The following is a 26,073-nucleotide window of genomic DNA, read 5'->3' on the forward strand; positions in this document are numbered from 1 at the left end:
ATGCCCGCAGCGTTTCCTTGATCCAGATCATGGCGGTGGTTTGGTGCGGCCCTATCATTGTTCGTTGAAAGAACGAGAAAGTCCGAAGAGGAAACGTATCGTGCTGCGGTTGAAGCGTATCGGCATTTCCACCAGCCGGGAGAATGTCGTTTTCCTGTCGCGGGCCTGCACCACCTATCGCGCCGCCGCGTTCGAGGGGCAGGAGAAGGTGGAGGTGGTGGCCAATGGTCACCGGCTGGTCGCAACCCTCAATCTGGTCGATGACCCCGCCATCCTGCCGCCCGACTGTCTGGGACTGTCCGAACAGGCCTTTGCCCGCTTTGGTCAGGCCGATGGCACGCTGGTCCGCCTGGACCATCCCCATCCGCCGAAAAGCCGGGAGGCTCTGCATGCCAAGATCGAGGGGCGAGAACTGGACGAGGCCTGTTTTCGCGCCATCATCGACGATATCGCCCATCACCGGTATGGCAAGGTGGAGGTGGCGGCCTTTCTGGTGGCCTGCGGGTCCTTCATGACGACGGCGGAAACGCTGGCCCTGACCCGCGCCATGGCCGATGCGGGCGAAAGGCTGCACTGGCCGGGTGCGCCGCTGGTGGTGGACAAGCACTGCATCGGCGGCATTCCGGGCAACCGCACCTCCATGATCGTGGTGCCCATCGTGGCTGCCCACGGCCTGCCCATGCCCAAGACATCCTCCCGCGCCATCACGTCCCCCGCCGGTACGGCCGACACGATGGAGGTGCTGGCCAATGTCGAAATCGACCTGCCCACCATGCGTTCCATTGTGGCGGAGGCCGGGGGATGCCTGGTCTGGGGTGGGCATGTGAAGCTGTCGCCGGCCGATGATGTGCTGATCTCCGTCGAACGGCCGCTGAATATCGACACGCGCGAACAGATGGTCGCCTCCATCCTGTCCAAGAAGAAGGCGGCCGGGTCCACGCATCTGGTCATCGACATGCCCGTGGGACCCAGCGCCAAGGTGCGCAGCGCCGATGACGCGGCCCGGTTGCGCAAGCTGTTCGAATATGTGGGCGATGCCATCGGCCTGTCCCTGCGCGTGACCATCAGCGACGGGACCCAGCCCGTGGGGCGCGGCATCGGCCCCGTGCTGGAGGCGCGCGACGTCATGGCGGTTCTGGAAAACCGGGCGGACGCGCCGGCCGACCTGCGCGAACGCTCGCTGGCCCTGGCCGGCCGCATCCTGGAATTCGATCCCGCCCTGCGCGGGGGTGCCGGTCTGGCGCGGGCGCGCGAGCTGCTGGACAGCGGGGCGGCCCTGGCCAAGATGCGGCAGATCATGGCATTGCAGGGACCGCCGCCGCGTGTCGCCACCCTGGGCACCCTGTCGCACGAGGTGGTGGCCGACCATGACGGGCGTGTCCTGGCCATCGATTGCTACCGCATCGCCCGCATCGCGCGGCTGGCCGGCGCGCCGTTCGACCCCGGGGCCGGCATCGACCTGTTGAAGAAGGTGGGCGACCCGGTGCAGGCCGGTGAACCGCTCTATCGCATCCATGCCGAACGCGAGGTGGAATTCCGCTTCGCCTGCGGCCTTGCCGCCGAGGCCTCCGGTTACGCTGTGAACGGCAACGGCAATGGTAACGAAAAGGGACCAACCCCATGACCCATCCCACCATCACCTTCCACGGGGCCGCCGGCGGCGTCACCGGGTCCTGTTTCCTGGTCCGGCATGCGGGCGGCGTCCTGCTGGTTGATTGCGGCATGTTCCAGGGCAGCAAAAGCGTGCAGGAACTGAATTACCGCGACTTCCCCTTTGACCCGACGGATGTGTCGGTCCTGCTGCTGACCCATGCCCATATCGACCATAGCGGGCTGATCCCCAAACTCTACCGCCATGGCTTTGCGGGCCAGGTGGTCACCACCCGTGGCACGGCCGACCTGCTGACCTTCATGCTGCCCGACAGCGGCTTCATCCAGGAAAGCGAGGTGCGCCGCCTGAACCGCCGCAACCGGCAGCGCGGCGGGCGGGAGGTGGAACCCATCTATACCCAGGCCGATGCCGAACGGGTGCTGTCGCGCATCCGTCCCGTCGACCGCGATGTCTGGATCAATGTGGAGCCGGGCGTGCGGGCGCGGTTCTGGGATGCCGGCCATATCCTGGGCTCCGCCTCCATCGAACTGGAGATCCAGGGCGATGACGGGCCGCAGCGTATCCTGTTCTCCGGCGATATCGGGCCGGGGGACAAGCCGTTTCATGGCAATCCCGAAGGTCCGGCGCGGCCCGACTGGCTGGTGGTTGAAAGCACCTATGGCGGCCGCGACCGGCCGCTGGTGACGGCGGCCGAACGCCGCGCCCAACTGGGTGCGGAACTGAAGGAAGCGCTGGCCCTGGGCGGCCCGGTCCTGATCCCGGCCTTTGCCGTGGAGCGGACGCAGGAACTGCTCTACGACCTGGACCTGCTGTTCGATGAGGGCGTGCTGCCGACCGTGAATGTCTTCCTGGACAGCCCGCTGGCCATCCATGTCACCCGCGTCTTCGACCGTCACCTGCCGGAGATCAACACGGCCGGCACGCCGGCCCCCTTTTCCCGCCGCAACCTGCATCTGACGGAGGATGTGGAGGCCAGCAAGCGCCTGAACCGCATCACGGGAGAGGCCATCATCATCGCCGCCAGCGGCATGTGCGAGGCCGGGCGCATTCGCCACCATCTGAAAAACAATCTCTGGCGGCAATCGGCCACGGTCCTGCTTGTGGGGTATCAGGCCCCCGCCACGCTGGGGAGGCTGTTGCAGGAAGGGGTGGCCGCCGTGCGCATCCATGGGGAGGAGGTGCAGGTCCGCGCCCGCATCCGCACCTTGGACACCTATTCCGGTCATGCCGACCGGGGCCATTTGCTGCGCTGGACGCTGGACCGGCTGCCCGTGTCGGGCGGCATCTTTGTGGTTCATGGGGAGGAACAGGAACGCGCCACCCTGAAGGGCGGTCTGGCCGAGGCCGGCATCGACCCCGCCAAGATCCACATCCCGGCGCTGGACAGCCAGTGGCAACTGACCGGCCTTGGCGCCCGGACCGTGGAAGCCACCACGGCACCCCGCGCCGTCACCGCCGCCAGGGACTGGCACAATGACTATGCCGCCACCATGCTGGCCCTTTCGGAAAAGGTCCGCGCCGAAAAGGACGATGCGGCAAGAGAGGCGCTGCTGGCGCGGGTGAAGGCGGCGCTGGGGTAATACCATCAGTCAAAATTCTTGACCGATGGTACGGCGGCGACTGCCGCCGCGCGGCCCATGCCGCGCAGCCAAAGGGCGCGGATGCGCCCGCCGGCGATTGAGGCGCACGAAAGCTTGACCATCGGTCATGGTTTCGTGCCGCTGGGGTAACGGCACGCCAATGGCAGTGGCGCCAGGGTCAAACTCGTGCCATGACGACCTGCCTTGATCCGGGTCTAGGGTCCGGATCAAGGCAGGTGGCGTGGATCAGCGCTTGGCGACGCGTTCGATCAGGCCGGCCCAGTTGCTGATCGAGATGAAATGGCAATAGGCCAGATGCAGCCAGCCACGCTCGCGCCAGCGCAGGAATTCCTCGGCCGGCAGGGCGTTGAAGCGGGCCTCGTCGATCACCTTGAAGCCGTTCAGGCTCAGCTTGGTGCCGTTCAGCAGGGTGATGTCGGCCCGGTTTTCCACCAGCAGGTCGTTATCCACCAGGGCCTTCACAAAATCCGCCGTGGCGGCGTGCTGGGCCTGGAACTGGCGGCAGAATTCAAGGGCGCGGTCGGTCAGCTCCGTCGGCTTGCCATCCTTGAACAGCGGGTTGCTGTCATCCTTGACCAGGTTCGCGCTGGCATCATCCACGCACAGCGTGAACTCGCCCCGCTCCTTGTCCTCCATGAAGATGAAGGGATAGCGGCGGACATAGGCCGGCACATAGATGTCGGTTTCCCACTGGCCGTCAGCATTGACGAACAGGTTTTCCTCAGTCCGCACCCCCAGCAGCGCAAGCGGCTGCGACAGGGCTGAATCGGCGAACAGGATCGGGAAGAACTTGCACAGCAGAGTGAATTCGGTCGCGATCACCGGCACCGAATTGGTCTTGGCGGCAAAGCTGAAATTGCTGTCGCCGACAAGCGAGGTTCCGGCGTCCCGCTCCGACTGGACCGGACGGGGGCGCACATACATGATGGGCAGACTGGGATTGGTCATATTCTCAACTCTCTGTGAATCAGGGACTTGTCGAACGGGAAACCGGTTGTGCGATGTCTGCGGACTGCTAGTCGGGCACCGCCGCGCCAGGGCTTTCGATCCCGGCTGTACGGGATCGAAAGCCCTGGCGACGGCACCATAGGTTGAAACCCGGCCAGGGGCAATTCAGTTCCGCGGCTCCTTCTCCTGGTCCGTGGTGGAGGTGGAGGGGCTGGACGTGCCGCTGCCGCTGGTCGCCTCCCCCGGTGCCGGAGTAGTGGTGATGACGGACGGGCTGCTGGTCCCGGTCGCACCGCTGCCGACCGACCCGCCAGAACCGAGCACTGGCGCGCCGCCGCCCGTCGTTTCCAGCACCTGCGGCGTGTTGCCGGCGCCCAGGATGGTGACGGTGGTCAGAACCTGCGGCGCCTGATAGGCCGACAGGGCGTTGGGCGTCAGCCCCGCGCTGGTGACGGTGCCGGAGAACAGGGCCGTTGCGGTCGGCGTGCTGGGAACCGGGGTCTTGGGAACCAGCACGGAAACGACCTGCGTCACTTCCTCCACCTGGCCCCAGGGCGTGTCGTTCATGAAGTAGGGGGCCGCACGCAGCGTGCTCCTGATCACCGTGGCGGCCTGCGCGCCGCGGCTGTTGCCGATGGTGCCGAACATGCTGGCCCTTCCGGCCGTGGGCACCGTCAGTGACAATACCTGCAGCGTCTGCGCCGGCGCACCACCGCTGACACCGATCAACAGGCCACCGGTGCCGGCCGCCAGCGTCAGGTTGGTGCTGGTTCCGGTCAGGCCCGGCAGGGTGATGGTGCCGTTGGTGCTGATCGACGCCGCGCCGGCCGGCAGTTCCGCCGGTGCCGCGAAGGTAATGTCGCCGATCGTGACCACCACACTGGACGGCAGCAGCACCCGCGCCCCACCGGCCTGGGTGAAGCCCGTGGCCGCTTGCACGGCAGCATTGGCGGCAAAGCTGATGACGCCCGTGCTGCTGTTGCTGGTCAGGCTGATCGCCCCGGTGGTCGCGGTGGTGGCCCCGGTGAAGCTGATATTCCCGCCCGTGGCATTCAGGCTGCCGACGGACACGGCACCGTTGAAGGCGACATTGCCGCCATTGGCCGTGACCAGGGTCAGGCTGGCCCCCCCATTGCTGTCCACCGCGCCGCCGAAGGTCAGGGACCCGGCATTGCTGTTCAGGGTGCTGGCGGCGGCCAGGGTCACCGGACCGCCATAGCTTTGCGCCCCCGTGGTGTTGATGGTGCCGCCCAGCGTCGTGCGCCCGCCGACACTCAGCGACCGCAGCGCATTGCCGGTGCCCAGATCGCCCTTGATGATGCCATCGCCGGTGATGGTCAGGGACTGGCTGCCGGCCGCGCCCTGGCCCAGGGTGACGATGCTGCCGGTCAGGACCATGTCCGATGCCAGAAGCGCGCGTTCCCCGAAGGTCTGCGCCCCGCTGGTGGTGATGGACCCGCCCGCCAGCGTCAGCGCGCCCGCCGCATCGGTGGTCAGGGTGCTGACAGTGACGGTGCCGCCGAAGCGGGTCAGGCCGGCGCTGTCCACGGTCAGGGTGAAAGCCCCGTTCACCGGACCGGCGAACAGCGCGTCGCCGCTGCCGGTAGTGATGCGGGTGGCCCCGCCCAGGGTCACGGCCCCGTTGAAACGCTGGGTCCCGCTGGTGGTGGCGCCACCGCCATTGAGACCCGCCGCGCCGTTGACATCCAGCCCGGTCAGGGCTGTACCGGCACCGATTGCGCCGGCAAAGCTGACCGGACCGGTGACGGACAGGGCATGGGCGCCGTCGACCGTGCCGTCGAAGGTCACCGCACCGCCCGACAGGGCCGTGTCACCGGCCAGTGTCACGGCCCCGCCATAGGTCTGGGCGCCGCTGCTGGTGATGGTGGCCGCCAGGGCGCTGGTGCCGGTGATGGCGAGGCTGGACAATGCCGTCCCCGCACCCACGGCCCCCTGGATCACCGCATTGCCCCGGATGGTCAGGGCATGGGCACCGTCCGCCCCCTGCGTCAGGGTGATGGTGCTGCCCGTCAGGGTGGTGTCGGCCGCCAGGGTCAGGCGTTCGCCAAAGCGCTGGGCGCCTGTGGTGGTGATACCGCTGCCGGCCAGCAACAGGCTGCCCGCCGCATCGGTGGTCAGCGACCCGACAGTGACGGTGCCGCCGAAGCGGGTGACGCCGGCGCTGTTGACCGTCAACCCGGCCGGGCCGGTCACCGCGCCCTGCAGATCGACCGACCCGCCCGACAGCAGGACGTCGCCGGCCAGCGTGACCGCGCCGCCATAGGTCTGGGCGCCGCTGGTGGCGATGCTGCCGCCATTCAGCGCCGTGGTGCCGTCGATGCTGAGGGTGGTGAGGGCCGTCTGTGTCCCCACCGCGCCGCCGATCACGGCATCGCCGCTGATCCCCAGGCTGAAGGCACCGTCGGCGCCCTGGGCAAGGCTGATGGTGCTGCCGGTCAACAGCATGTTGCCGGCCAGCGTGACGGCGCCGCCGAAGCTCTGCGTGCCGCTGGTGACGATGCTGCCCCCCCGCAGCCGGCTGCTGCCCGACACGTTCAGGCTGGTCAGGGCGACGGCCGTGCCGACCGCCCCGTCGATCACGGCGTCACCCTTGATGGTCAGGGCACGGGCACCGTCGGCCCCCTGGTTCAGGGTGACAATGGTGCCGGTCAACAGGGTGTCGGCCGTCAGGGTCAGGCGCTCGCCATAGGTCTGCGCCGCCTGGGTGGTGACGCTGCCGCCGGCCAGCGACAGGCTGCCCGCCGCATCCGTGGTCAGCGACCCCAGGCTGACGGCGCCGCCGAAGCGGGTGATGCCGGCGCTGTTGACCGTCAGGTCACCCGTACCGGTCACGGTCCCCTGGAAATTCACCGAACCCGCCGATATCAGCGTGCTGCCATTCAGCGCCGCAGACTGCACCAGGGCCTGTGCGCCTTCCGGCGCCACCGGCCGGGCATCGTTCAGCAGCGTGTTGCCACTGACATCGATGGACGTCAGCGCCGTATCGGCCCCGAGGGCGCCGCCAAAGACGGCGTCACCGATGATGGACAGGTCGAAGGCCCCGTCCGCCCCCTGATTCAGGGTCACGGAGGTGCCGGACAGCGTGGTGTCGGCCGTCAGGTCCAGACGCTCGCCATAGGTCTGCGCGCCCGTGGTGGTGACCCTGCCGTTGGCCAGCGACAGGCTGCCGGCCGCATCGGTGGCCAGTGCCCCGACGCTGACGATGCCGCCGAAGCGGGTCAGGCCGGCGCTGTTCACACGCAGCGCGAAGGGGCCGGACACCGCACCCTGGAAGTCCACCGAACCGCCATCCAGCAGGCTGTCGGCCCCCAGGGTCACGGCGCCGCCAAAGCGTTGTGCGCCGCTGGTGGTGATGGTGCCGCCCGTCAGGGTGGCTGCCCCGCCGACATCCAGCCCGGTCAGGGCCGTGCCGGCACCGATGGCACCAGCAAAGGCCGCATCGCCCACGACGGTCAGCGTGAAGGCGCCGTCGATCGCCCCGCCCACGGAAACCAACGCAGCGGTCAGCCGCGTGTCGCCCGCCAGGGTGACCGCCCCGCCATAGGTCTGTGTCCCGCTGGTGGTGACCGTCTTGCCGTCCAGCAGGGTGGTGCCGCTGACCGACAGGGTGGACAGATCGATGGCGCCGCCCAGCACGGCATTGCCGTCGATGGTCAGAGCCCGGTTGCCGGACGCGCCCTGGTCAAGGGTGATGGTGGACCCGGTCAGGATGGTGTCGACCGCCAGGTTGACAGCCTCTCCATAGGTCTGGGCACCGCTGGTGGTGATGGCGCCGCCATTGAGGTTCAAGGTGCCCGCTGCGTCGGTGACGATGGCGGCCATGTTCATGCCGGCAGCGGCGAAGCTGGTCAGCCCGCTGCTGTTGACGGTCAGGGTGCCCAGGCGGCTGTTCCCGCCGACGGCCCCGGTGAAGACAACATCCGACGCACCGGCATTGATGGTGAGATTGGAACCGCCATCGATGGTGCCGGCAAAGCTGATCCGGCCGCCGGTGGTGGTCAGCACCTGATTGCCGTTCAGGGTCACGGCCCGGCCATAGGACTGGCCGCCGGTGGTCGTCACCGTGCCGCCGTTCAGAACGGTGCCGCCGGTCACGGTCAGGCTGGCCAGCGTCGCCCCGGCCCCGCCTTCCAGAACGGCATCGCCGGTGATGGTCAGCGCCCGGTTGCCCGTGGCCCCGTTGCGCAGGGTGACCGTGCCGCCGGTAAGGCCCGTATCGCCCGTCAGGGTCAGCAGGCCGCCGAAATTCTGGCTGCCGCTGGTCTTCACGGTGCCGCCCAGCAGATTGGTCGTGCCGCTGATGGACAGATCGGTCAGCGCGTTGGTAGCGCCGACATTGCCGTTGATCACGGCATTGCCATTGATGGTCAGGCTGCCCTTGCCATCGGCCCCGGCCCCCAGGGTGACGGTGGAGCCGGCCAGGGTGATGCTGGTGCCGTCAAGGCGCAGCAACTCGCCATAGGACTGGTTGCCGGTGGTGGTGACGCTGTCCGCGATCTCCACCGTGCCGCCGGCATCGGTTTCCAGCGCGCCGATGCGCACCGCCCCGCCAAAGCGGGTGACGCCGCTGCTGTTGACCCGCAGCGACCCCGGACCGTCCAGGGCGCTGCCGAAATCGACCCGGCCGCCGGCCGTCAGCACGGTAGAGGCACCGATAGTGGCGCCGCCCTGGTACTTCTGGTCGCCCGTGGTGGTGACGGAACCGCCCAGCACCGTGTTGCCGCTGACCGTCAGGCTGGCCAGGGCGGACCCGTTGCCGACGCTGGATTGCATCACCAGATCGCCCTTGATGGTCAGGGCATGGCCGCCCTGGGCGCCCTGGCCCAGGGTGATGGTGCTGCCGGCCAGGGTGGTATTGCCGCTGAGGACCAGCACCTCCCCGTAACTCTGCTCACCGACCGTGGTCATGGTCGGGCCGCCCAGATCCAGCGTGCCGGCGCTGTCGGTATGGATGGAGAAGGCGTTCACGCCGATGGCGGAAAGCCGGGTCAGACCGCTGCTGTTGATGGTCAGCGCACCCAGCGCCTGGCGGGCGCCCACGGCGCCGTTGAAGGCGACATTGCCGGCCCCGGCATTGATGGTGAGCGCCTGGGTTCCATCCAGGCTGCCATTGAAGGTGACGGCCCCGCCATTGCTGTTGACGATGGTGGCTGCCGCCAGCGTGGTGGCGCCGTTGGCAACGAAGCCGCCGCCGGCGGTGAAGCTGCCGGACAGGGTGGTGGCGTCGTTATAGGTCTGCATCCCGCTGGTATCGACACCGGCAAAGCTGCTGCTGCCGCCGCTGTCGGTGGTCAGGCTGGCCAGGGCCGTGCCGGTGCCCAGTGCCGCGGTGACCGTGACGGTCCCGCTGCTGTTCAGCGCCAGTGCCTGATCGCCATTGATGCCGGCCCCGATATCGATGCTGCCGGCGGTGATGGTGGTGGCCCCCGTCAGCGTGACGGGGGCGGTCAGGGTGAAGCTGCCGGCGCTGTAGGTGCCGTTCAGGCTGCCCGCGCCACCCGCCAGGTTCTGTGCGCCGCTGGTGGTGATGGACAGGAAGTTGATGGTCCCGCCGCCATCGGTGGACAGGCTGGCCAGGGCCGTGCCGGCGCCGATGGCCGTTTTCGCGGTGATCGTGCCGCCGCTGCTCAGCGCCAGGGTCCGGGCGCCGTTGACGGCCGCATCGAAAGTGATGTTCCCGCTGCCGCTGGTGATGCGGGTATCACCAGCCAGGGTCAGCGTGCCCTTGGTCAGGAACGAACCGCCAGCGGTGCTGTAGGTGCCGTTGAGGGTGGCATCGTCACCATAGGTCTGATCGCCGCTGGTGCTGACCGACAGGGCGGTGGTGGTGCCGCCGGCATCGGTGGTCAGGCTGGACAGCGCACCGGCGCCGCCGACCGTGCCCGTCAGCCGGGTGGCCCCGCTGCTTTCCAGCCGCAGGCCATGACCGCCATCGACCGTACCGCCGAAGGTGATGCCGCCCCCGCCGGTGGCAACCAGGGCATCGCCGGCCAGGGTGGCCGCACCCTTGGCGTTGAACTCGGCGTTGCTGGTGCGGTAGGTGCCGTTCAGGGTGACGGCGTCGTTATAGGTCTGGGCACCGCTGGTGGTGACATCGACCAGCGATGTGCTGCCCGGCCCGTCGGTGGTCAGGCTGGTCAGGGCATTTCTGCTGCCGACCGACCTGGACAGGGTGGTCGTGCCACCGCTGTTCAGCACCAGCGCGCTGCCGCCATCCACCGTGCCGCCAAAGCCGATGGCGCCGCTGCCGGTGGATACGGTCGTGTCGGACACCAGGGTGACGGCACCGTTGAAGGTGGCGGCACCGTTGCCCGTGCTGGTGTAATTGCCGCCGATGGTGGCGTTGTCCTGGATGGTGATGCGGCCGGTGGTGGTGACATCCTGCAAAGTGCTGGTGCCGCCCGCATCGGTGACCAGGCTGGCCAGGGCAGAACTACCGCCGACCGTGGCGGCGAAGCTGGTCGCCCCCTGGCTGTTGGCCTCCAGCGCGAAGCCGCCATTCACGGCGCCCTGGAAGTTGATCGCCCCGCTTCCGGCATTGATCGTGCTGTCGCCGCCCAATGTTGCCGAGGTCGCGGCCGTGAAGGCGCCGTTGCGGGTGTTGTAGACACCGCTCAGCGTCACCGCATCGTTGAAGGTCTGGGTACCATCGGTGCTGATCGACCTGACGCTGCTGGTGCCGCCGGCATCGGTGATGAGCTGGGCCAGGGCCTGAACGTTGCCGACATCGCCCAACAGCTTCGTGGCGCCGCTGCTGTTCAGTTCCAGGGCGTACGCGCCGTTGATGGAGCCGTCGACGGTGATGTCGGCGGTGCCGGTATTGACCGAGCTGTTTCCGGCCAGGGTCACCGAGCTGGCGAAACTGATGGCGCTGTTGTTCGTGGTCAGCGCGCCGTCGATCGTGGCGGCATCGCCATAGATCTGGCTGCCGGTGGTGGTGACGGTGACGACGCTGATGCTGCCGCCAGCATTGCTGGTCAGGCTGGTCAGGGCATCGCCGCCACCGATGACGCCGGAGACGCTGGCCGCCCCGCTGCTGTTCAGCGTCAGGGAATAACCGCCATCGATGCTGCTGCCGAAACGGATGGCCCCGCTGCCGCTGCTGACAATGGTGTTGGCCAGCAGGGTGACCGGGCCGCTGAAGGTCACGGTGCCGTTGCCGGAACTGTAGGTGCCGCCGATGGTGGCCGTCTCGCCATAGGACTGGGCACCATTGGTGGTGACATTCGCCAGGGCCACGGTGCCGCCGGCATCCGTCGTCACACCCGCCAGGGCCGTCGTGCCGCCGACATCCGCCGCGAAGCGGGTGGCGCCGCTGCTGTTGACCGTCAACGCATGGGCACCGTTTACCGTATCCTTGAAATCGACCGCGCCGGTCCCGGTGCGGATGATCGCGTCACCGGCCAGGGTCACCGTCTTTTCGGCGGTGAACTGGCTGTTGACGGTGGCATAGGTGCCGTTCAGCGTGACGGCGTCGTTGAAGGTCTGCACGCCGCTGGTGGCGACGGACCGGAAGCTGCTGGTGCCGCCGGTATCGGTGACCAGGCTGGTCAGCGCCGTGGTGCCGCCCAGATCGGCGCTGACAATGGTGGCGCCGCTGCTGTTCAGGGCCAGGGTCTGCGCGCCGTTGACGGCACCGCTGATGGTGATGCTGGCCGCATCGATGGTGGTGGCCCCCGTCAAGGTCACCGGAGCGGAAAGGGTGAAGGCCCCGCCCGCCTGATAGGTGCCGACCAGCGAACCGCCACTGCCGCCGATGGTCTGTGCCCCCGTGGTGGTGACGGACAGCAGATTGACGGCCCCGTTGGCATCGGTGGTGAGGCTGGTCAACGCCGTGACACCGCCAACCACGCCCGCGACATCGGTGGTGCCGCTGCTGTTCAGGGTCAGGGCGCGGGCCCCGTCCACCGTGCTGGACAGGGTGATATTGCCGGTCCCGCTGTCGATGGTGCTGTCGGTGACCAAGGTCAGGGCCCCGACGATGGTGATATTGCCGGTGGACGCCGTCAGGCTGCCACCCGCCAGGGAGATTTCGTCGTTATAGGTCTGGTTGCCGGTGGTGGTGATGGCCTTGTTCAGTTCCGTGTTGCCGACGGCATCACTGGTCAGGCTGGCCAGCGCCGTGGTGCCGCCCACGATCCCGTCGAAACGGGTCGTGCCGCCGCTATTCACCGTCAGGGCGAAGGCGCCATTGATGGTGCTGGCGAAATCAATGTCGCCGGTGCCGGCCGACACGCTGGTATCGGCGGTCAGGGTCACCGCCCCGTTGGCGGTGAAGGCGCCACTGCCGGTCATATAGGTGCCGGCCAGGCTCACCGCGTCATTGTAGGTCTGCGCCCCGTTGGTAGCGACATTGGCCAGCACGCTGCTGCCGCCGGCATTGGTGGTCAGGCTGGTTAGAGCCGTGGTGCCACCCACGGCGCCGGACAGCGTGGTCACCCCGCTGCTGTTCAACACCAGGGCCTGCGCCCCGTCCACCGTGCCGGACAGGGTGATCGCGCCGGTGCCGGTGGTGATGGTGGCATCCGCCGCCAGATTGGTGGCGCCGGCGATGGTGAACAGGCTGTTGCTGGTGGCGTAGGTGGCGCCGTTCAGCGTGACCGCGTCATTATAGGTCTGCGCCCCGCTGGTGGTGACGTTGGCCAGCGCGGTAGTGCCGCCCGCATCGGTGGTCAGGCTGGTCAGGGCCGTGGTGCCGCCCACGGCGCCGGTGATGGCGGTGGCGCCGCTGCTGTTCAGCGTCAGGCTGCGCGCCCCATTCACCGCACCGGACAGGGTGATGGCACCGGCGCCGGCATTGACGGTGACGTTCGTCCCCAGGGTCGTGGTGCCGCCGATGGTGAAGGCGCCGCCATTGGTCGTCAGGGTGCCGCCATTCAGCGTCACATCCTCGCCATAGGATTGGGCGCCGTTGGTGGTGACATTGGCCGACAGCGTCAGGGTGCCGCCGGCATTGGTGGTGACGCTGGCCAGCGCGGTGGTGCCGCCGATGACGCCGCTGACGGCCGTGGCGCCGCTGCTGTTCAGCGTCAGCGCATGGGCGCCGTTGACGGTGCCGGTGATGGTGATGCCGTTGGTGCCGGCATCGATGACCGTGTCGCCGGCCAGGATGACCGGGGCGGTCAGGCTGAACGCCGCCCCCGCCGTATAGGTGCCGTCCAGGGTCACGCTGCTGCCGGCATAGGTCTGCGCACCCGTGGTGGTCACCGATTTCAGGCTGGCGGTGCCGCCGCTATCGGTGGTCAGGCTGGTCAGGGCCGTGGTGCCGCCGACAACCCCCGACAGGGTGGTGGCGCCCGTGCTGTTCAGGACCAGGGCGCGGGCGCCGTTGATCGTGCCGGTGACGCTGATGGCGCCGCTGCCGGCGGACAGGGTGACATCGCCGCCCAGGGACACGTCACCACCGATGCCGATGGCGCCGTTGCCCGTGCTGGTCAGGTTGCCGTTCAGCGTGGTGCTGCTTTCACCATAGGACTGCGCGCCCGTCGTGGTGACGGCCGCCAGCGCCAGGGTGCCGCCGGCATTGGTGGTCAGGCTGGTCAGGGCGGTGGTGCCGCCCACCACGCCGGTGAAGCTGGTGTCGCCCGTGCTGTTGACGGTCAAGGCATAGGCCCCGTTGACCGTGCTGCCAAACGCGACATTGCCCGTGCCTGCATTGATGGTGATGGCACTGGCCAGGGTCGCATCACCGCTGACGGTGACGGCCGCGTTGCTTGTCGTATAGGTGCCGTTCAGGGTGACGGTATCGCCATAGGACTGCGCCCCGGTGGTGGTCACCGACTTGAAGGAGGAGGTGCCGTCGCTGTCGGTGGTCAGGCTGGCCAGGGCGGTGGTGCCGCCCACGGCCCCGGTCACCACGACGGCGCCATCGCTGTTGAAGGTCAGGGCATGGGCGCCGTTCACCGTACCGGTCAGGGTGGCGGTGCCGGTGCCCAGCGAGAAGATGGTGTCGCCGGCCAGGGTCGTCGCGCCGGTGATGGTCAGGTTGTTGTCGGAACCGACAGTATAGGTACCGGTCGTGGTGACGGCACCCGTATAGGTCTGGCTCGCCGCTGTGGACACGCCCGCCACGTTGATGGTGGCCGCCGTGACGGTCAGGCTGCCCAGCCCGCTGGCGACACCACCGATGGTGACGGCCCCCGTGCCGGCGCTGATCGTCACATCCTTCAGATCGGTGCCGCCTTCCAGCTTGCCGGTGATGGAGACATTGCCATTGCCCGACACCGTATTGATGCCGCGCGTCAGGATGGTGGCATTGCCCAGATTGACGTCGCCCGTGACGGTCAGCGCCTTGGCGGTAAAGCCGCCATTGGTGGTGACATTGCCCTTGTAGCTCTGCGCGCCCGTGGTGCTGATCGTCCCGCTCAGCGAGATGGCGGCACCTTCCACGGAGAAGCCGGACCGGGTGGTATCGCTGCCGGTGGTCGTATAGGTCTTGGCCAGCGTAACATTGCCCGTGGCCGTCAGTTTCACATTGCCGCTGCCGCCGGCCACAAAGCCGTCAACCATGTTGGCATCGGTGATGTAGCCGGTGGTCGTGACCTCGATATCACCATTATTGGTCTTCAGGTCGCCCAGTTCGAAATTGGTGCCCGACAGATAGATGCCGCCGGTGCCGGTGACGGTGGCCGACACCTTGGTAAAGGTGGTGACAAAGGCGCTGTCCGCCGTGCCAATACCGCTGGACGTGGTCATGTTCAGGGTCAGGCCCGTCAGCGTAGAGCCGCCAACGGCCGACAGGATCTTGCCCGACGCGGCGTTCAGGGTCAGCGTGCCGGTGGTGTCGGCGCTGATGCTGCCCAGCGTCAGGTCGCCCGTCGTCGCCGTCAGGGTGACGGTGCGGTTGGTGCCGGTGGCCGACACGCTGTCGGCCGCGAAGGCCAGGTTGTTGGTGAAGCTGATATCGCCCTTGGCCGCCAGGGTCAGGGCGCTGACAGTGCCCGTATTGCTGACGGTCAGGTTCTTGTCATTGCCGGTCAGGCTGATATTCATCTTGCCGGCGGTGGTGGTCAGGCTGGTATTGCCACCGGCAGAGCCGCTGACCAGGACCAGTTCGGCCGCGGTGATGGACAGAGAGCGCCCGCTGGCACCGGCCACGATGTCGGTCGCACCCTTCAGCGTGATGTTGCCCGTGGTGGAGAAGCTGCCAGAGGAGGGCAGCGTCAGCGTGCCGCCGCTGTCCAGCAGCAGATTGCCGCTGGTCAGTGACAGGCTGTCGATCGACAGATCGCCCGCCGTCTTGATGAAAGCCGACGCCCCGGTGCCCAGGGTCAGGGCGCCGCTGGACAGGGTGGAACTGCCGGTACCGCTGTTGGAGATGGAGACCACGGCCCCCGCCTTGGCGGCCGACAGGCCGGCGATGCTGGACACCTTGACCAGAACCGGCGACCCGGCACCGGTGGCAAGATCGGTGACAACCCCGATATCGCCATTGCCGGCGGTCAGCGACAGCTTGCCGGCGATGATGTGGGTGTCGGTGCCGCTGGTCAGGATGTCGGTGGCGGCGCTGATGCTGGCCTTGCTGCTGCTGGGGCTGCCGGAGGAGGTGGTGGTGCCGGCATAAAGCTTGGTGATGGTGACGGCACCGCTGCTGGTGGTGATGGTGACATCCTTGTCGACGCCATCGGTCCCCTGGGTGACATTCACCACGGCGACCGGCCCGGCGGCCGACACACTCAGCGCGCCATTGGCCACGGCCAGCGCCGTGCCGCTGGTCCCCAGGCTGATGCCGCTGCTGTTGCTGTCGCTGATATAGACGGAGCCGGCACCGCTGGTGCCGCCGGTGATGGTGGCGACGTTGGTGTTGATACCGGCGCTGGCGGTACCGATCCCGGTGCCGGCGGTCAGCGACAGCGTGGTGCCGGTGATGCCGGTGTCGGCAACGCCATCATCGACGATGGTGCCCGTCCCGGCATTCAGGGTGACATCCCCGCTGCCGGCATTGACCGTGCCGACCCGGATCAGGCTATTGCCGCTGGCGGTGACCGTGATGGCGCCCCCGCCGGAGGTGACCTTGCCCAGATCGATGGAAACGCCGGATCCGCCGGCAATGTTGATGACGCCGTTATTGCTGGACAGGCTGGTGATGGCCAGTTCCGTGCCGGAGGTCTTGAGATAGACCCCGGTGGCGTTGAGGCCGGAAGCCGCCTGGAAATTGCGGCTGTTCACGCCCAGGGCCGCCACGCTGGTGCCGATAGCGCTGCTGGTATTCAGCAGCACGCCGCCCCCGCTGATGCCGCTGTTGGCATGTCCCTGGATGATCGCGCCATTGCTGCTGGTCAGCACAACCATGCCATTGCCCATGCCGGCGCTGACGGTGCCGGCCGCCCCGGTGCTGCCGATGCTGATATTGCCGCTGGCGGTAACATTGATGTCGTTGCCGGCGGCATCGTCGGTGATCGACAGATTGGCCAGCGTCAGCGCCCCGCCGCCGGTGACGTTGATGGAGCCGTTCTTGACGCCTACGCTCAAACCGCCCGGCAAACCGCCCGTGATGCCAAGATAGGCCGAGCCGTTACCCGTGATCGTGGCCGCCACGGAGGAACTGTTGGACCCGCTGACATAGGGGGTGAGGCTGAGCGGGGTGCTGGCGCTGCCGATCCCGGTGCCGGCCTTCAGATTGATGGCCGCGCTGGTGCCGGTGGCGGACAGGCCGATGCGGTTGCTGTTCAGGGCGCCTGCCGCTTCCAGCGTCAGCGCGCTGTTGCCCCAACTGACGGCGCCGTTCAGGGTCAGGTCGCCGCTGGTCGTGACGACGGACAGCGCGCCGCTGGCGGACAGCGCGCCCGTGGTCAGCGCCTTGCCGTTGGAGATATAGGCGTCGCCCGCCGTGGAGAATGTCAGCGTATCGACATTGGTCAGCAGCGGCGTACCGCTGGCGCCGATGCTGCTGCCGGACCTTGTATTGTTGTTGGTCAGTTTCAGCGTGCCGGCGGTGATGCCGGTACCGCCATTCGCCATGGTGATGCTGCTGGTGGTCGACTGGCCCGTGGTGGGATCAATGGTCAGGGCGACATTGCCGCTGCCCACCGAAATGGTGCCCACCGAAATGCTGTTGCCCTTGGACAGGTAGGTGAAATTGAGACCGGTCGTGTCGGTGACGTTGGTCAGCACGGTGCCGCTGGTATCCGCCGCCGTGAAGGTCAGGTTCGTGGCCGTCACCGACAGGGCGCCATTGGCCGCCGTGGACGCCAAGGCGGCGTTGCGGTCGATCGTCAGATCGCTGAGATCCGCGTTGCTGCCGACCACGATGCTGCCGCTGGATTTCAGGGTCAGTTTGGTGGTGTTGGTCTTTACCCGGGTGGTGGCATTGGTGCTTTCGCCGATGGAACCGGAGGTGGCCGACAGCACCACTTCGCCGGCTTCGATCGCGCTGCTGGTGGTGGACTTGATGGAGCCGCCAATGACGGTGATGGCCACCTTGTTGCCGGCGGCGGTCAGCGCGCCGGCCAGGGTGAAGTCCCTCGCGTAACTCGAACTGCCCGCGTTAAGGACCACATCACCCGCAGCACTCAGGCTTGATACGGTCAGGCCATAAGATTCGGAAATATAAACGCCACCACCCGACGCGGTTGCCGTCAGGGTGGTGGTGCCGCTGCTGTTGGCGTTGATTTGCAGCACCTTGCCGACGCTGCCAATGGAACCAGACGCCGTCAGGGTGAGCGTACCCGCACCGGCAATGGTGCCGCCGCCCAGGATCGACCCGTTGGTGACATTGATGGTGGTGGCGGCACCGTTGAGGCTCATGCTGCCATCCGGGTCCTCGGAACCGCTGATGCGCAGGTCGCCGGCGCTGAACTTGATTTCGCTGGCCCCGCCCACCGTGAAGCCGGCAATCTTCGCCGACTGCTTGAAGTCGAGATAGGCGCCATTATTGGCCGCCAGCTTGAGCTGGGCCGTGGTGATATCCAGCAGGCCGCCGCCAGTGCCGCTGGCCTGACCGATGAGGCCGGAGGAGGCATACATCTCGATACGGCCGGCCTTGATGAAGGAAGTGCCGTCAAGTTCCCGGATACTGCCGGACCTGGCGGTCAGGACGAGCTTGCCGGCCCCGCCGATTTCGATCTCGTCCACAATGATCGTGCGATCGCCGCTGTATGTGAAATCCATGCCGGACACGTCACGGATCTGGCTGAACTGCGTGCCATCCGCGTTGGTGTGCGTGGCCTGGATCTGGACGGCGCCTGCCGTTCCGTCAACGGCGGCACTGACAATGTCGAAGGTGCGGTTGGCCGTACTGTCGTTGCTGGAATTGGTCAGGGCCAATGAATCGATATGGGTTTCAGAGGTGACATAGACATCACCCTGCGTCCTCAACGCCACCGTGGGGGCGTCGATATAGAGACGGTTTCCGCTCGATCCCAGCAAAATGCCGCTCATCGACAGGGTGCCGGCATTGATGTGGGAAAGGCTGCTGTTGGCACCGCCAAAAATGGAAGCGGTGGAATTGAACGTCGCCGTGCCGGCCTTCGTCACATCGACGATGCCGATCACCTGGGAAAGCTTGGTATCGAAGGTGAAATCGAGGCCCGTCGTATCGGTCAGCGCCACCGCATAGGAGCTGCTGCCCGTGATCGCGATGGTCGCATTGCGCGCGGTCAGGGCATAGGTCGCCGCGCCATCGCTCGACGTTCTGCCGTTCTTGATGGAAAGGGTCTGCAGGTCGGCCTGATTGTCGATAAAGACATCGTTCAGCGTGTCGACAACCAGTGCACTGACGTCGGTCTGCAGCGCCTCGCTGCTGCCGTTGCGAAGAATGCCGCCCGTCGCCTTCAGGCTCAACTTGCCGGCCGTCAGCATATTGTTGCCGGTCCCGATCCGGCTGATATTCTGGGTGGTGCCTGTGGTGGTCAGGCTCAGCTCGCGGCCCTTCTGGACGTTGATGACGCCCACCACCAGATTGTTATTCAGCTTCAGGTCGAGATCGAGACCCGTATCATCCACAAACCGGGTGATCAGCGTATTGCCACCGCCATCAGTGGACATCTGGACATCGAGATTGCGGCCGGTGATGCCATAGACGTTCGTGGCATTGTGCTTCAGCGTCCAGGTGAGCTCCGTCAGATCGGACCGGTTATTGAGATAGACGTTGCCGCCGCTGTTCAGATCCAGGGTTTCCGCGTCGATCTTCAGGGCGGTGGCGGAGGTGCCGATATCACCCCCCTCCACCGCCAGCGTCAGTTCCCCGCTCCTGATCCCTTCGCCACCCGCCAGTTGGGTCAGCGACCCGTTGCTCACCGTCAGGGTGGCGCTGGTGCGTGACCCGGACACACGGTTGCTGACCGTGTCAACGGCCAGGTTGCCCGTATTCCGGAAGTCGATGGAGCCGCTGGCATCAATCTTCAACTGCCCGACCGTGGCCGCGAAGGGACTGCCGGAACTGGTGTTCCCGATGCTGGCCGCCTCGATTTCCAGGCGGCCGGCCGTCACGACGCTGGAGGTTCTGGCGGCATCGACATTCTGTTTCGAACTGCCGGAGTTTGCGGCCAGCTTTACCGTGCCAGTCCCGACATTGATACTGCTGACATTGATTTTCTTGGTCGACAGTACCGTCAGGTTGAGGCCGGATGATTGTGAAATGGATGAGATACTCAGCGCTGAAACGCTGCCGCTTGTTACAGTGGCCACCATGCTCAGTGAAGGCATGTTGCTGCCGAGAACTTCATATGTGTAGGACCCGGAGTTCACCGAACCGGAAATCTTAAAATCAATATCAAGGGTAAGATCGGTCAGCCGCGTGGAATTATCCCAGCGGATACTTCCGCCACTGGCAATATACAGCTTCGTCGTATCGATGAAGAACATGGCATCGTTGTTGCCGATATCGCCATTCGAGCTCTTGGCCGATACGGTGACTTCGCCCGCCGTTATGGTTCCGTCCTGGTTGTCACCGGTGATGAAGCCATATACTCGCGTGTTCCCCGTGCTGGCACCGCCGGTGCTGGTCAGGCTGACCTTGCCGGTGGCAGATGTCCCGGCATCGATTTTGGAGACACGGATCGCCCGGTCGACGGAGTAACTGAAATCCATCGAGCCGTTGTTGGGCGTGGTCAGCCCCACGGTCTGAACGCCGGCATCTTCCGTGACCGTGAAGGACCGGTTGGAACCAATGGCACTGATGCTGTAGGTGTTCGTATCGGCCAGCGCTGACGTCTTGTGCGTGCTGGTAACGGCCAGCGTGGTCAGCGCCGTGTTGCTGTTGTTGAGAAAGATATCGCCATTACTGGTAATGTTCAGGCTGCTCGCGCTGGTCTTGACGGCCCGGCTGCTGCTGCCGATCGAGCCGTTGCCGCTGCCGGTCCCCGTGGCGGAAAGGGTCACGGAGCTGCCCAGGATGGCACCACCGCCAATCATCGTGATGTTGGAATTGGCGCCACCATCGACTGTTTTCAGGCTTACCGCACCGGTCGCCACAATTTCCGATACCGAGATGTTCTTCTTGACCGCCAGGCTGAAACTGGTCGCCGATCCGATCACATCAACCACAACGGTAGTGCCATTGTCGCTCAGACTATATTCAGGACCCGAGGCACCGGTGATCCCGAAAATGCTGGCCGTGTTCGCGGCGGTCGTGCTGTTTGTGCTGGTTATGTCAACATGCGTCAGAGAAGTTGCGCTGTTCACATAAATATTGCGCCCTGCGGTCACATTGACCTTGTTCGTGCTGAGCTGGATTTTGTTGGCGCTGGTGCCGATGGAATACAATGTGCCCGCTGTCAGGCTGACCGTGCCCGCCGTGACGGCGCCGCTGCCGCCATAGGTGATGTTGCGATCGGCAGTAACGGTGAAGGTACCATTCGTACCGACATTGGCCGCCCCGACCGTGGCACTCCGGTCGCCCGTGGCGGCCAGGGTGAAATTCAGATCGGTGGCGCTGGTCAGGGTGGAAAGCGTGCTGGCGGAGGATGTGTCGCTGATCCCGACCGTCTGGCCGGTGCCTGTGATACTGACCGTGCCGCCGTTGCCGGAACGGGTCACCTTCAGGTCGGTCAGGACCTGCGATGCGGCGATATCGATGGTGCCCGGCGCATTGATGTCCAGTTTCGCCGTGTCCAGCTTCAACTGGCTGCTGTTGCCGACGCCGCCAGCGGCGGTGATGGCGATCTGCGACCCGCGGATCAGGGTGCCATTGTCGCCATCATCATTGATTGCGCTGCTGCTGGACGTATTGGTGATGGTGATCTTGCCGGTGCCGTTATTGGCGATGATCGCGCCCAGCGCGGCATTGGCATTGGTGACACCAACCGCGATATCGCCGCCGGCCGTCACTTCATTGAATTTGACCAGATTGCTGCTGGATCTGGCGGCGGCCTGCACAGCCACCTCGCCGGTGGTGGCAATGACGTCCAGTTCACTGGCGGTTACCTGAACGACATTGTTGTCGGCGAGCAAACCGATATTGCCACTGGCCTTCAAGGTGACATTATCGCTGGCGGAAACCTTCGAATTGCCAAGGATCGACCCGGCCACGGTTTCCAGCGTGAGAGACCCGTCGACAGTGCCGATGGTGGTGCTGTTCTTGATGTCGCCAGCCAGCAGCGTCACCACAATATCGCCGGAAACGGTTGAAAAGCCTGAACCGAGACGCTCGCTGTTACCGAGCGTCAGCACGCCCAAATTACCGACGCCGACAGAGCGCTGGGCGGTGATATAGACACCACCGGTCCCGGCGGTCAGATCGCTGGCGGTCCCGGCGGTGACGGAAAGGCCCTTGGCGGTGATATCGATATCGGCACTGGCCGTAACGGCGCCGATATTGCGCGTCGCCTGCAGGGCGATGTAACTGGCCAGGACGCCGGTGCTGTCGTCGCCATCATCCAGGATGGCGCCGCTGGTGGTCTTGAACCCCACCCCATTGCCGGTGGTGGTGGTGGACTGGGAACCTTCCGGCGTATAGCTATAGTCGAACGCACCGGTATTGATGTTCCCCAGGGTGATGTCACGGTCGCCGGTAAAGGTGAACAGGTTCAGCCCGCCGACATCAGTGGCGTAACCCGTATCGATCAGACGTTCGAACAAATAACCATTGCTGCTGTCCGTCAGCCGGAAATCCAGATGCTGACCCTTGATGGCATAGGTGTAGTCGGCGGTGCTGTCCCGATGCTTGCTGGAGATGGTCAGGCTGTTGAAATGCGATTCGTTCGCAATGACCAGATCGCCTGCGGTCACGACCACCAGTTCCGTCGTCTTGACACCCAGGGCCTGGCCCGAGGCGCCGATACCCTCCGTTGCCGACAGGGAAATGGACTTGGCATTGATGAAACTGTCGCTGCGTCCATCATCCAGGATGGAGCCGGACGTCGTGATGATGGTGGCCTTGGTGGCGTTTTCGATATCCAGGCGGCCCAGCACCAGATTCTTGTCGCTGGTGAAGCTGAAACTGGTGATGAACGTGCTGGAGAGCTCGCTGATCGTCACCGTGGTGCCATTGTCGGCAACGGTGAAGACCTGCCCGCCGGAGGCCAGCGACAAGGCATTGGGCGTGGAGCCGTTATGCTTGTTGTTGATGACCAGGGTGCCCAGCAGCGAGCCGGTATTGTCGATATAGATGTCACCCGTATTGGTGATGTTCATGGCCTGCGTGGCCGTCTTCAACGCGTTTGTGCTGTCACCGATGGCGCCGTCGACGGTCATGGTTATCCCGGCGGCCGACAGCAGACTGCCGACACGGGTCGCCAGGGCGCCCGACAGGTCAAACGTTGCGCTGCCGGCTGTCGAAACAACCTTGCCTTCCAACGTGGTGGTGCCGCCGCCATCGACGGTGACGGAAATGGTGCCCGCCGCGCTCAGGTCACCCAGAATGACGGCGCCATTCTGGACGATGGTCAGGTTGGTGACGGCGCTGCCGCTGATCTTGCTGGCCGTTGTCAGCAGTTCCACGCTGCCACTGACGCCGGTGGCCTTGGCCGTCACCAGATCGGCGGTGATCTGCTGATTGCTGTCCAGGATAGACTTGGCGACGACGCTCCCCGTCAGGGTGACATTGCCGGTGCCGGCATTGACGATATTGTAGTAGAGGTTCCCATCGGCGGTAACCTCGATATTGCCGGTGCCAGACGCGATGGACACATCATCCAAGATGGCGCTGCCGGTCGTTTTCAGGACGATGTCGCCGCCATTTGCCGCAACGGTGAACGTGGTCGAGGTTTCGGTGGAGATATAGGCGCCGCCATTGCTGGCGGTTGCCGTAACGCTGGTGGCATTGCTGGCCAGTATCGGCGCGGCGGAGGTGCCGATATTGCTGGCCGCGGTCAGCGTCAGGTCGCCGGCCTTGATCCTGGTGCCGGCAACGCCGTCATCCAGGATGGCCCCGCCCGAGCTGGTCAGGGTTACGGTGCCGCCGCTGGCAAAGATGACCTCGCCTACGGTCAGCGTGCCGCTGGCCGTGATGCCGGCGCTGCCGCTGGCCAACAGCAGGCGATTGAGGGCCAGGGCCCCCGTATTGTCCACCATGACCAGGGTGCCCGTCTCGGCGGACAGGCTGCTTACCGTGGTCAGCAGCGGGGCATCGCTGGTCCCGATGGTGCCGTTGCTGCCACTGGTGCCTTTTGCCACCATGGTCAGGGCGCCACCGGTGATGCGCGGGCTGCTGCCGGTGCGGGTGATGGTGCCGCCATTGGCCGTCAGGCTGATATTGCCCGTGCCGGCATTGATGACACCGACCGCCAGGCCACGATCGGAGATGACACTCAACGCCATATTGCCAGTGGAGGAGATGTCAGTCAGCGTCAGATTGCTGGCGCCATCCGTCACCGCGAAGGTCAGTCCGGTCGCCGTGATGCCGTAGCTGTTGGTGGTCGACGTCAACAGATGACCGGTGGTCAGCGACAGACTGCTCAACGCCTGGTCATTGGCGACAAAAATATCGCCGCCGCCTTTGACGGTCAGCGCGGACGCACTGATGGCGATGGCCGCCCCACTGGCGCCGATATGGCCCCCCGGTGTCGCCAGGGAGATGCTGGCGCCGGTCAGTTTCGGGGCACCGGACACATTGGAGATGTTGCCGGAAATGGCCTCGATCTTGATAGCCCCGGCCCCGGCATTGATGGCGCCGGCCAGGCTGACATTGTCACCCGACAGCAGGGTGATATTACCGCCATTGCTGGTCAGCTTGCCGATATTGCTCAGGCTGGCCCCGGTCAGCGAGGCATCCAGGGTGATGGCGCCGCCGGCCGTGGCGATTTCATGCGTGGCACTGGTGAAGGTGATGCCGCCACCGGCCCCGGTGGAGCGCAAGGTGAAGCTGTTGCCGCTGCCGGTTTGCAGGTTGAGGCTGGTATCGACCGTGATCAGGCCGGTGGCTTCCAGCACGATGTTGGTGGTGGCGTTGATGGCCTGCAGCGTGGTGGCGCTGACGGTATTGGCCCCGCTGTCGGCGGTGGAGGCGGGCAGCGATCCGCTGCTGATCCCGCCATCCAGCGTGCCGCTGCTGCCGGAAACGATCTTCAGGCTGGCGGGGTCCAGCAGGAAGGTGCCGGTGGCCCCCTGCACCGCCGACAGATCGACATGACCGGTCAGGGTGATGGCATCGCGGCTGGAGACTTCGGCAAAGCCGCCATCGCCACCCGTGGCACCGCCCTTGGCGCTGATGGCGCCGGCAAAATCGGTCCGCTGTTGCGACAGCACGGTGACGCTGCCGCCATCGCCATGGGTCAGCGCATCGGCCGCCAGCGTGGCCCCCTCGGCGATGCCGACGCGGCCGGCCGCCCAGGCGCCGGTACGGTCCCCATTGCTGCCGATGGCGATGGTGCCGCCGCCCTGGTCGCCCGATGCATCGATACGCGCACCGGCGGCCACCTGGATATCGGCGGCATCCACCACCACCGTGCCACCGGTCTGCCCGGCCTTGGCGCCGCTGGCATCGACCGTGCCGGCGACCTGCACCTTGCCGGTGCCACCGGACAGCACGATCTTGCCGCTGCTGCCACTGATGCTGGTGGCGCTGATCACGCCATCGGTGTTGATGACATTGTCGATAACGCCCTTCACGGCGCGGGCCGACAGAACCACCGTGCCGCCTTCGGCGGCGATCTGGCCGGAATTGACCACCAGCGCCTTGGCGACGCCATCCGCCCCCGGCGCCAGATCGGTGACCGTGGAGCCGGCATTGAAGCTCAACAGCCCGTCACCCTGGAAATCCAGTGTGAACCGTTGCGCGCCGCCCAGGGCCACCTTGCCCAGCCGGGCCTGGATGATGCCGGAATTGCGCACCGACGGCGCCACCAGGGCGGCAAGGCCGCTATCCTTGATGGAGATCAGCCCTTCATTGACAATGCCGGCATTCAGGTTGGCCGAGGCCTGGTTGAAGGCATAATTGCCCGCCAGGAAGTCCGTATCGGCGATGTTGGCCGTGGTCGCCACCAGACCGCCGACATCGACGCGCGATTCCTTGCCGAAGAACACCCCGTTGGGATTGACCAGCATCACCGTGCCGTTGGCGGTGATGGAGCCGAAAATGGCCGATGGATCGGAACCGATGACCCGGTTCAGCGTCACCGACTGGCTGGTGGGCTGAAGGAAATTCACCGTTTCGCCGGCGGCGATGGAGAAGCCCTGCCAGTTGATGATGGCCTTGTCGCTGCCCTGGACGATGTTCAGGGTCTGCGGCGTGGCGGCAACGATACTGGCCTGGCCGGCCACCACGGTGCCGCCCGTGGGATTGGCCCAGGCGGCCTGCGTGAACAGCGAAGAGAGCGCATAGGCAAAGCCGCCCATGGTCGCCACCAGCCCGGCACGGCGCTGGCGCCGGTTTCCGGCCGGCGCCTTGCGCGTCGCCGCCATCAGCGAGGCGGCCGTGGTCAGCAGATTCTCACGCAGATGATGCCGCTGGCGCTGGAAACCCGGCAGGCCGGTCAGGGAGAGCGGACGGGAAAAGCGATGGTTCTTCATAGT

General features: G+C 66.0%; 4 protein-coding genes. 2 read left to right on the top strand and 2 right to left on the bottom strand.

The genetic code is table 11. The features are described 5' to 3' along the window. Positions 1-100 precede the first annotated feature (100 nt). The gene (locus tag KBA48_RS06600; protein WP_292904438.1) at positions 101-1,624 is read left to right on the top strand and encodes a thymidine phosphorylase family protein; all 1,524 of its coding nucleotides are present in this window, start codon (positions 101-103) and stop codon (positions 1,622-1,624) included. Beyond that, the gene (locus KBA48_RS06605; RefSeq protein ID WP_292904440.1) at positions 1,621-3,192 is read left to right on the top strand and encodes an MBL fold metallo-hydrolase; all 1,572 of its coding nucleotides are present in this window, start codon (positions 1,621-1,623) and stop codon (positions 3,190-3,192) included. Before KBA48_RS06600 ends, KBA48_RS06605 begins: the two co-directional genes overlap by 4 nt. 246 nt (positions 3,193-3,438) lie before the next feature. Here KBA48_RS06605 and KBA48_RS06610 read toward each other — a convergent pair whose 3' ends face one another. Together KBA48_RS06610 and KBA48_RS06615 are read right to left on the bottom strand one after the other, a co-directional pair. Further along, positions 3,439-4,161: a SapC family protein gene (locus KBA48_RS06610; RefSeq protein WP_292904442.1), complete on the bottom strand. Its 723-nt coding sequence runs from the start codon at positions 4,159-4,161 to the stop codon at positions 3,439-3,441. 165 nt (positions 4,162-4,326) lie between these two features. Beyond that, the gene (locus KBA48_RS06615; protein ID WP_292904444.1) at positions 4,327-26,070 is read right to left on the bottom strand and encodes a filamentous hemagglutinin N-terminal domain-containing protein; all 21,744 of its coding nucleotides are present in this window, start codon (positions 26,068-26,070) and stop codon (positions 4,327-4,329) included. Positions 26,071-26,073 lie beyond the last annotated feature (3 nt).

The organism is Niveispirillum sp. (assembly GCF_017996735.1).
Taxonomy (GTDB): domain Bacteria; phylum Pseudomonadota; class Alphaproteobacteria; order Azospirillales; family Azospirillaceae; genus Niveispirillum.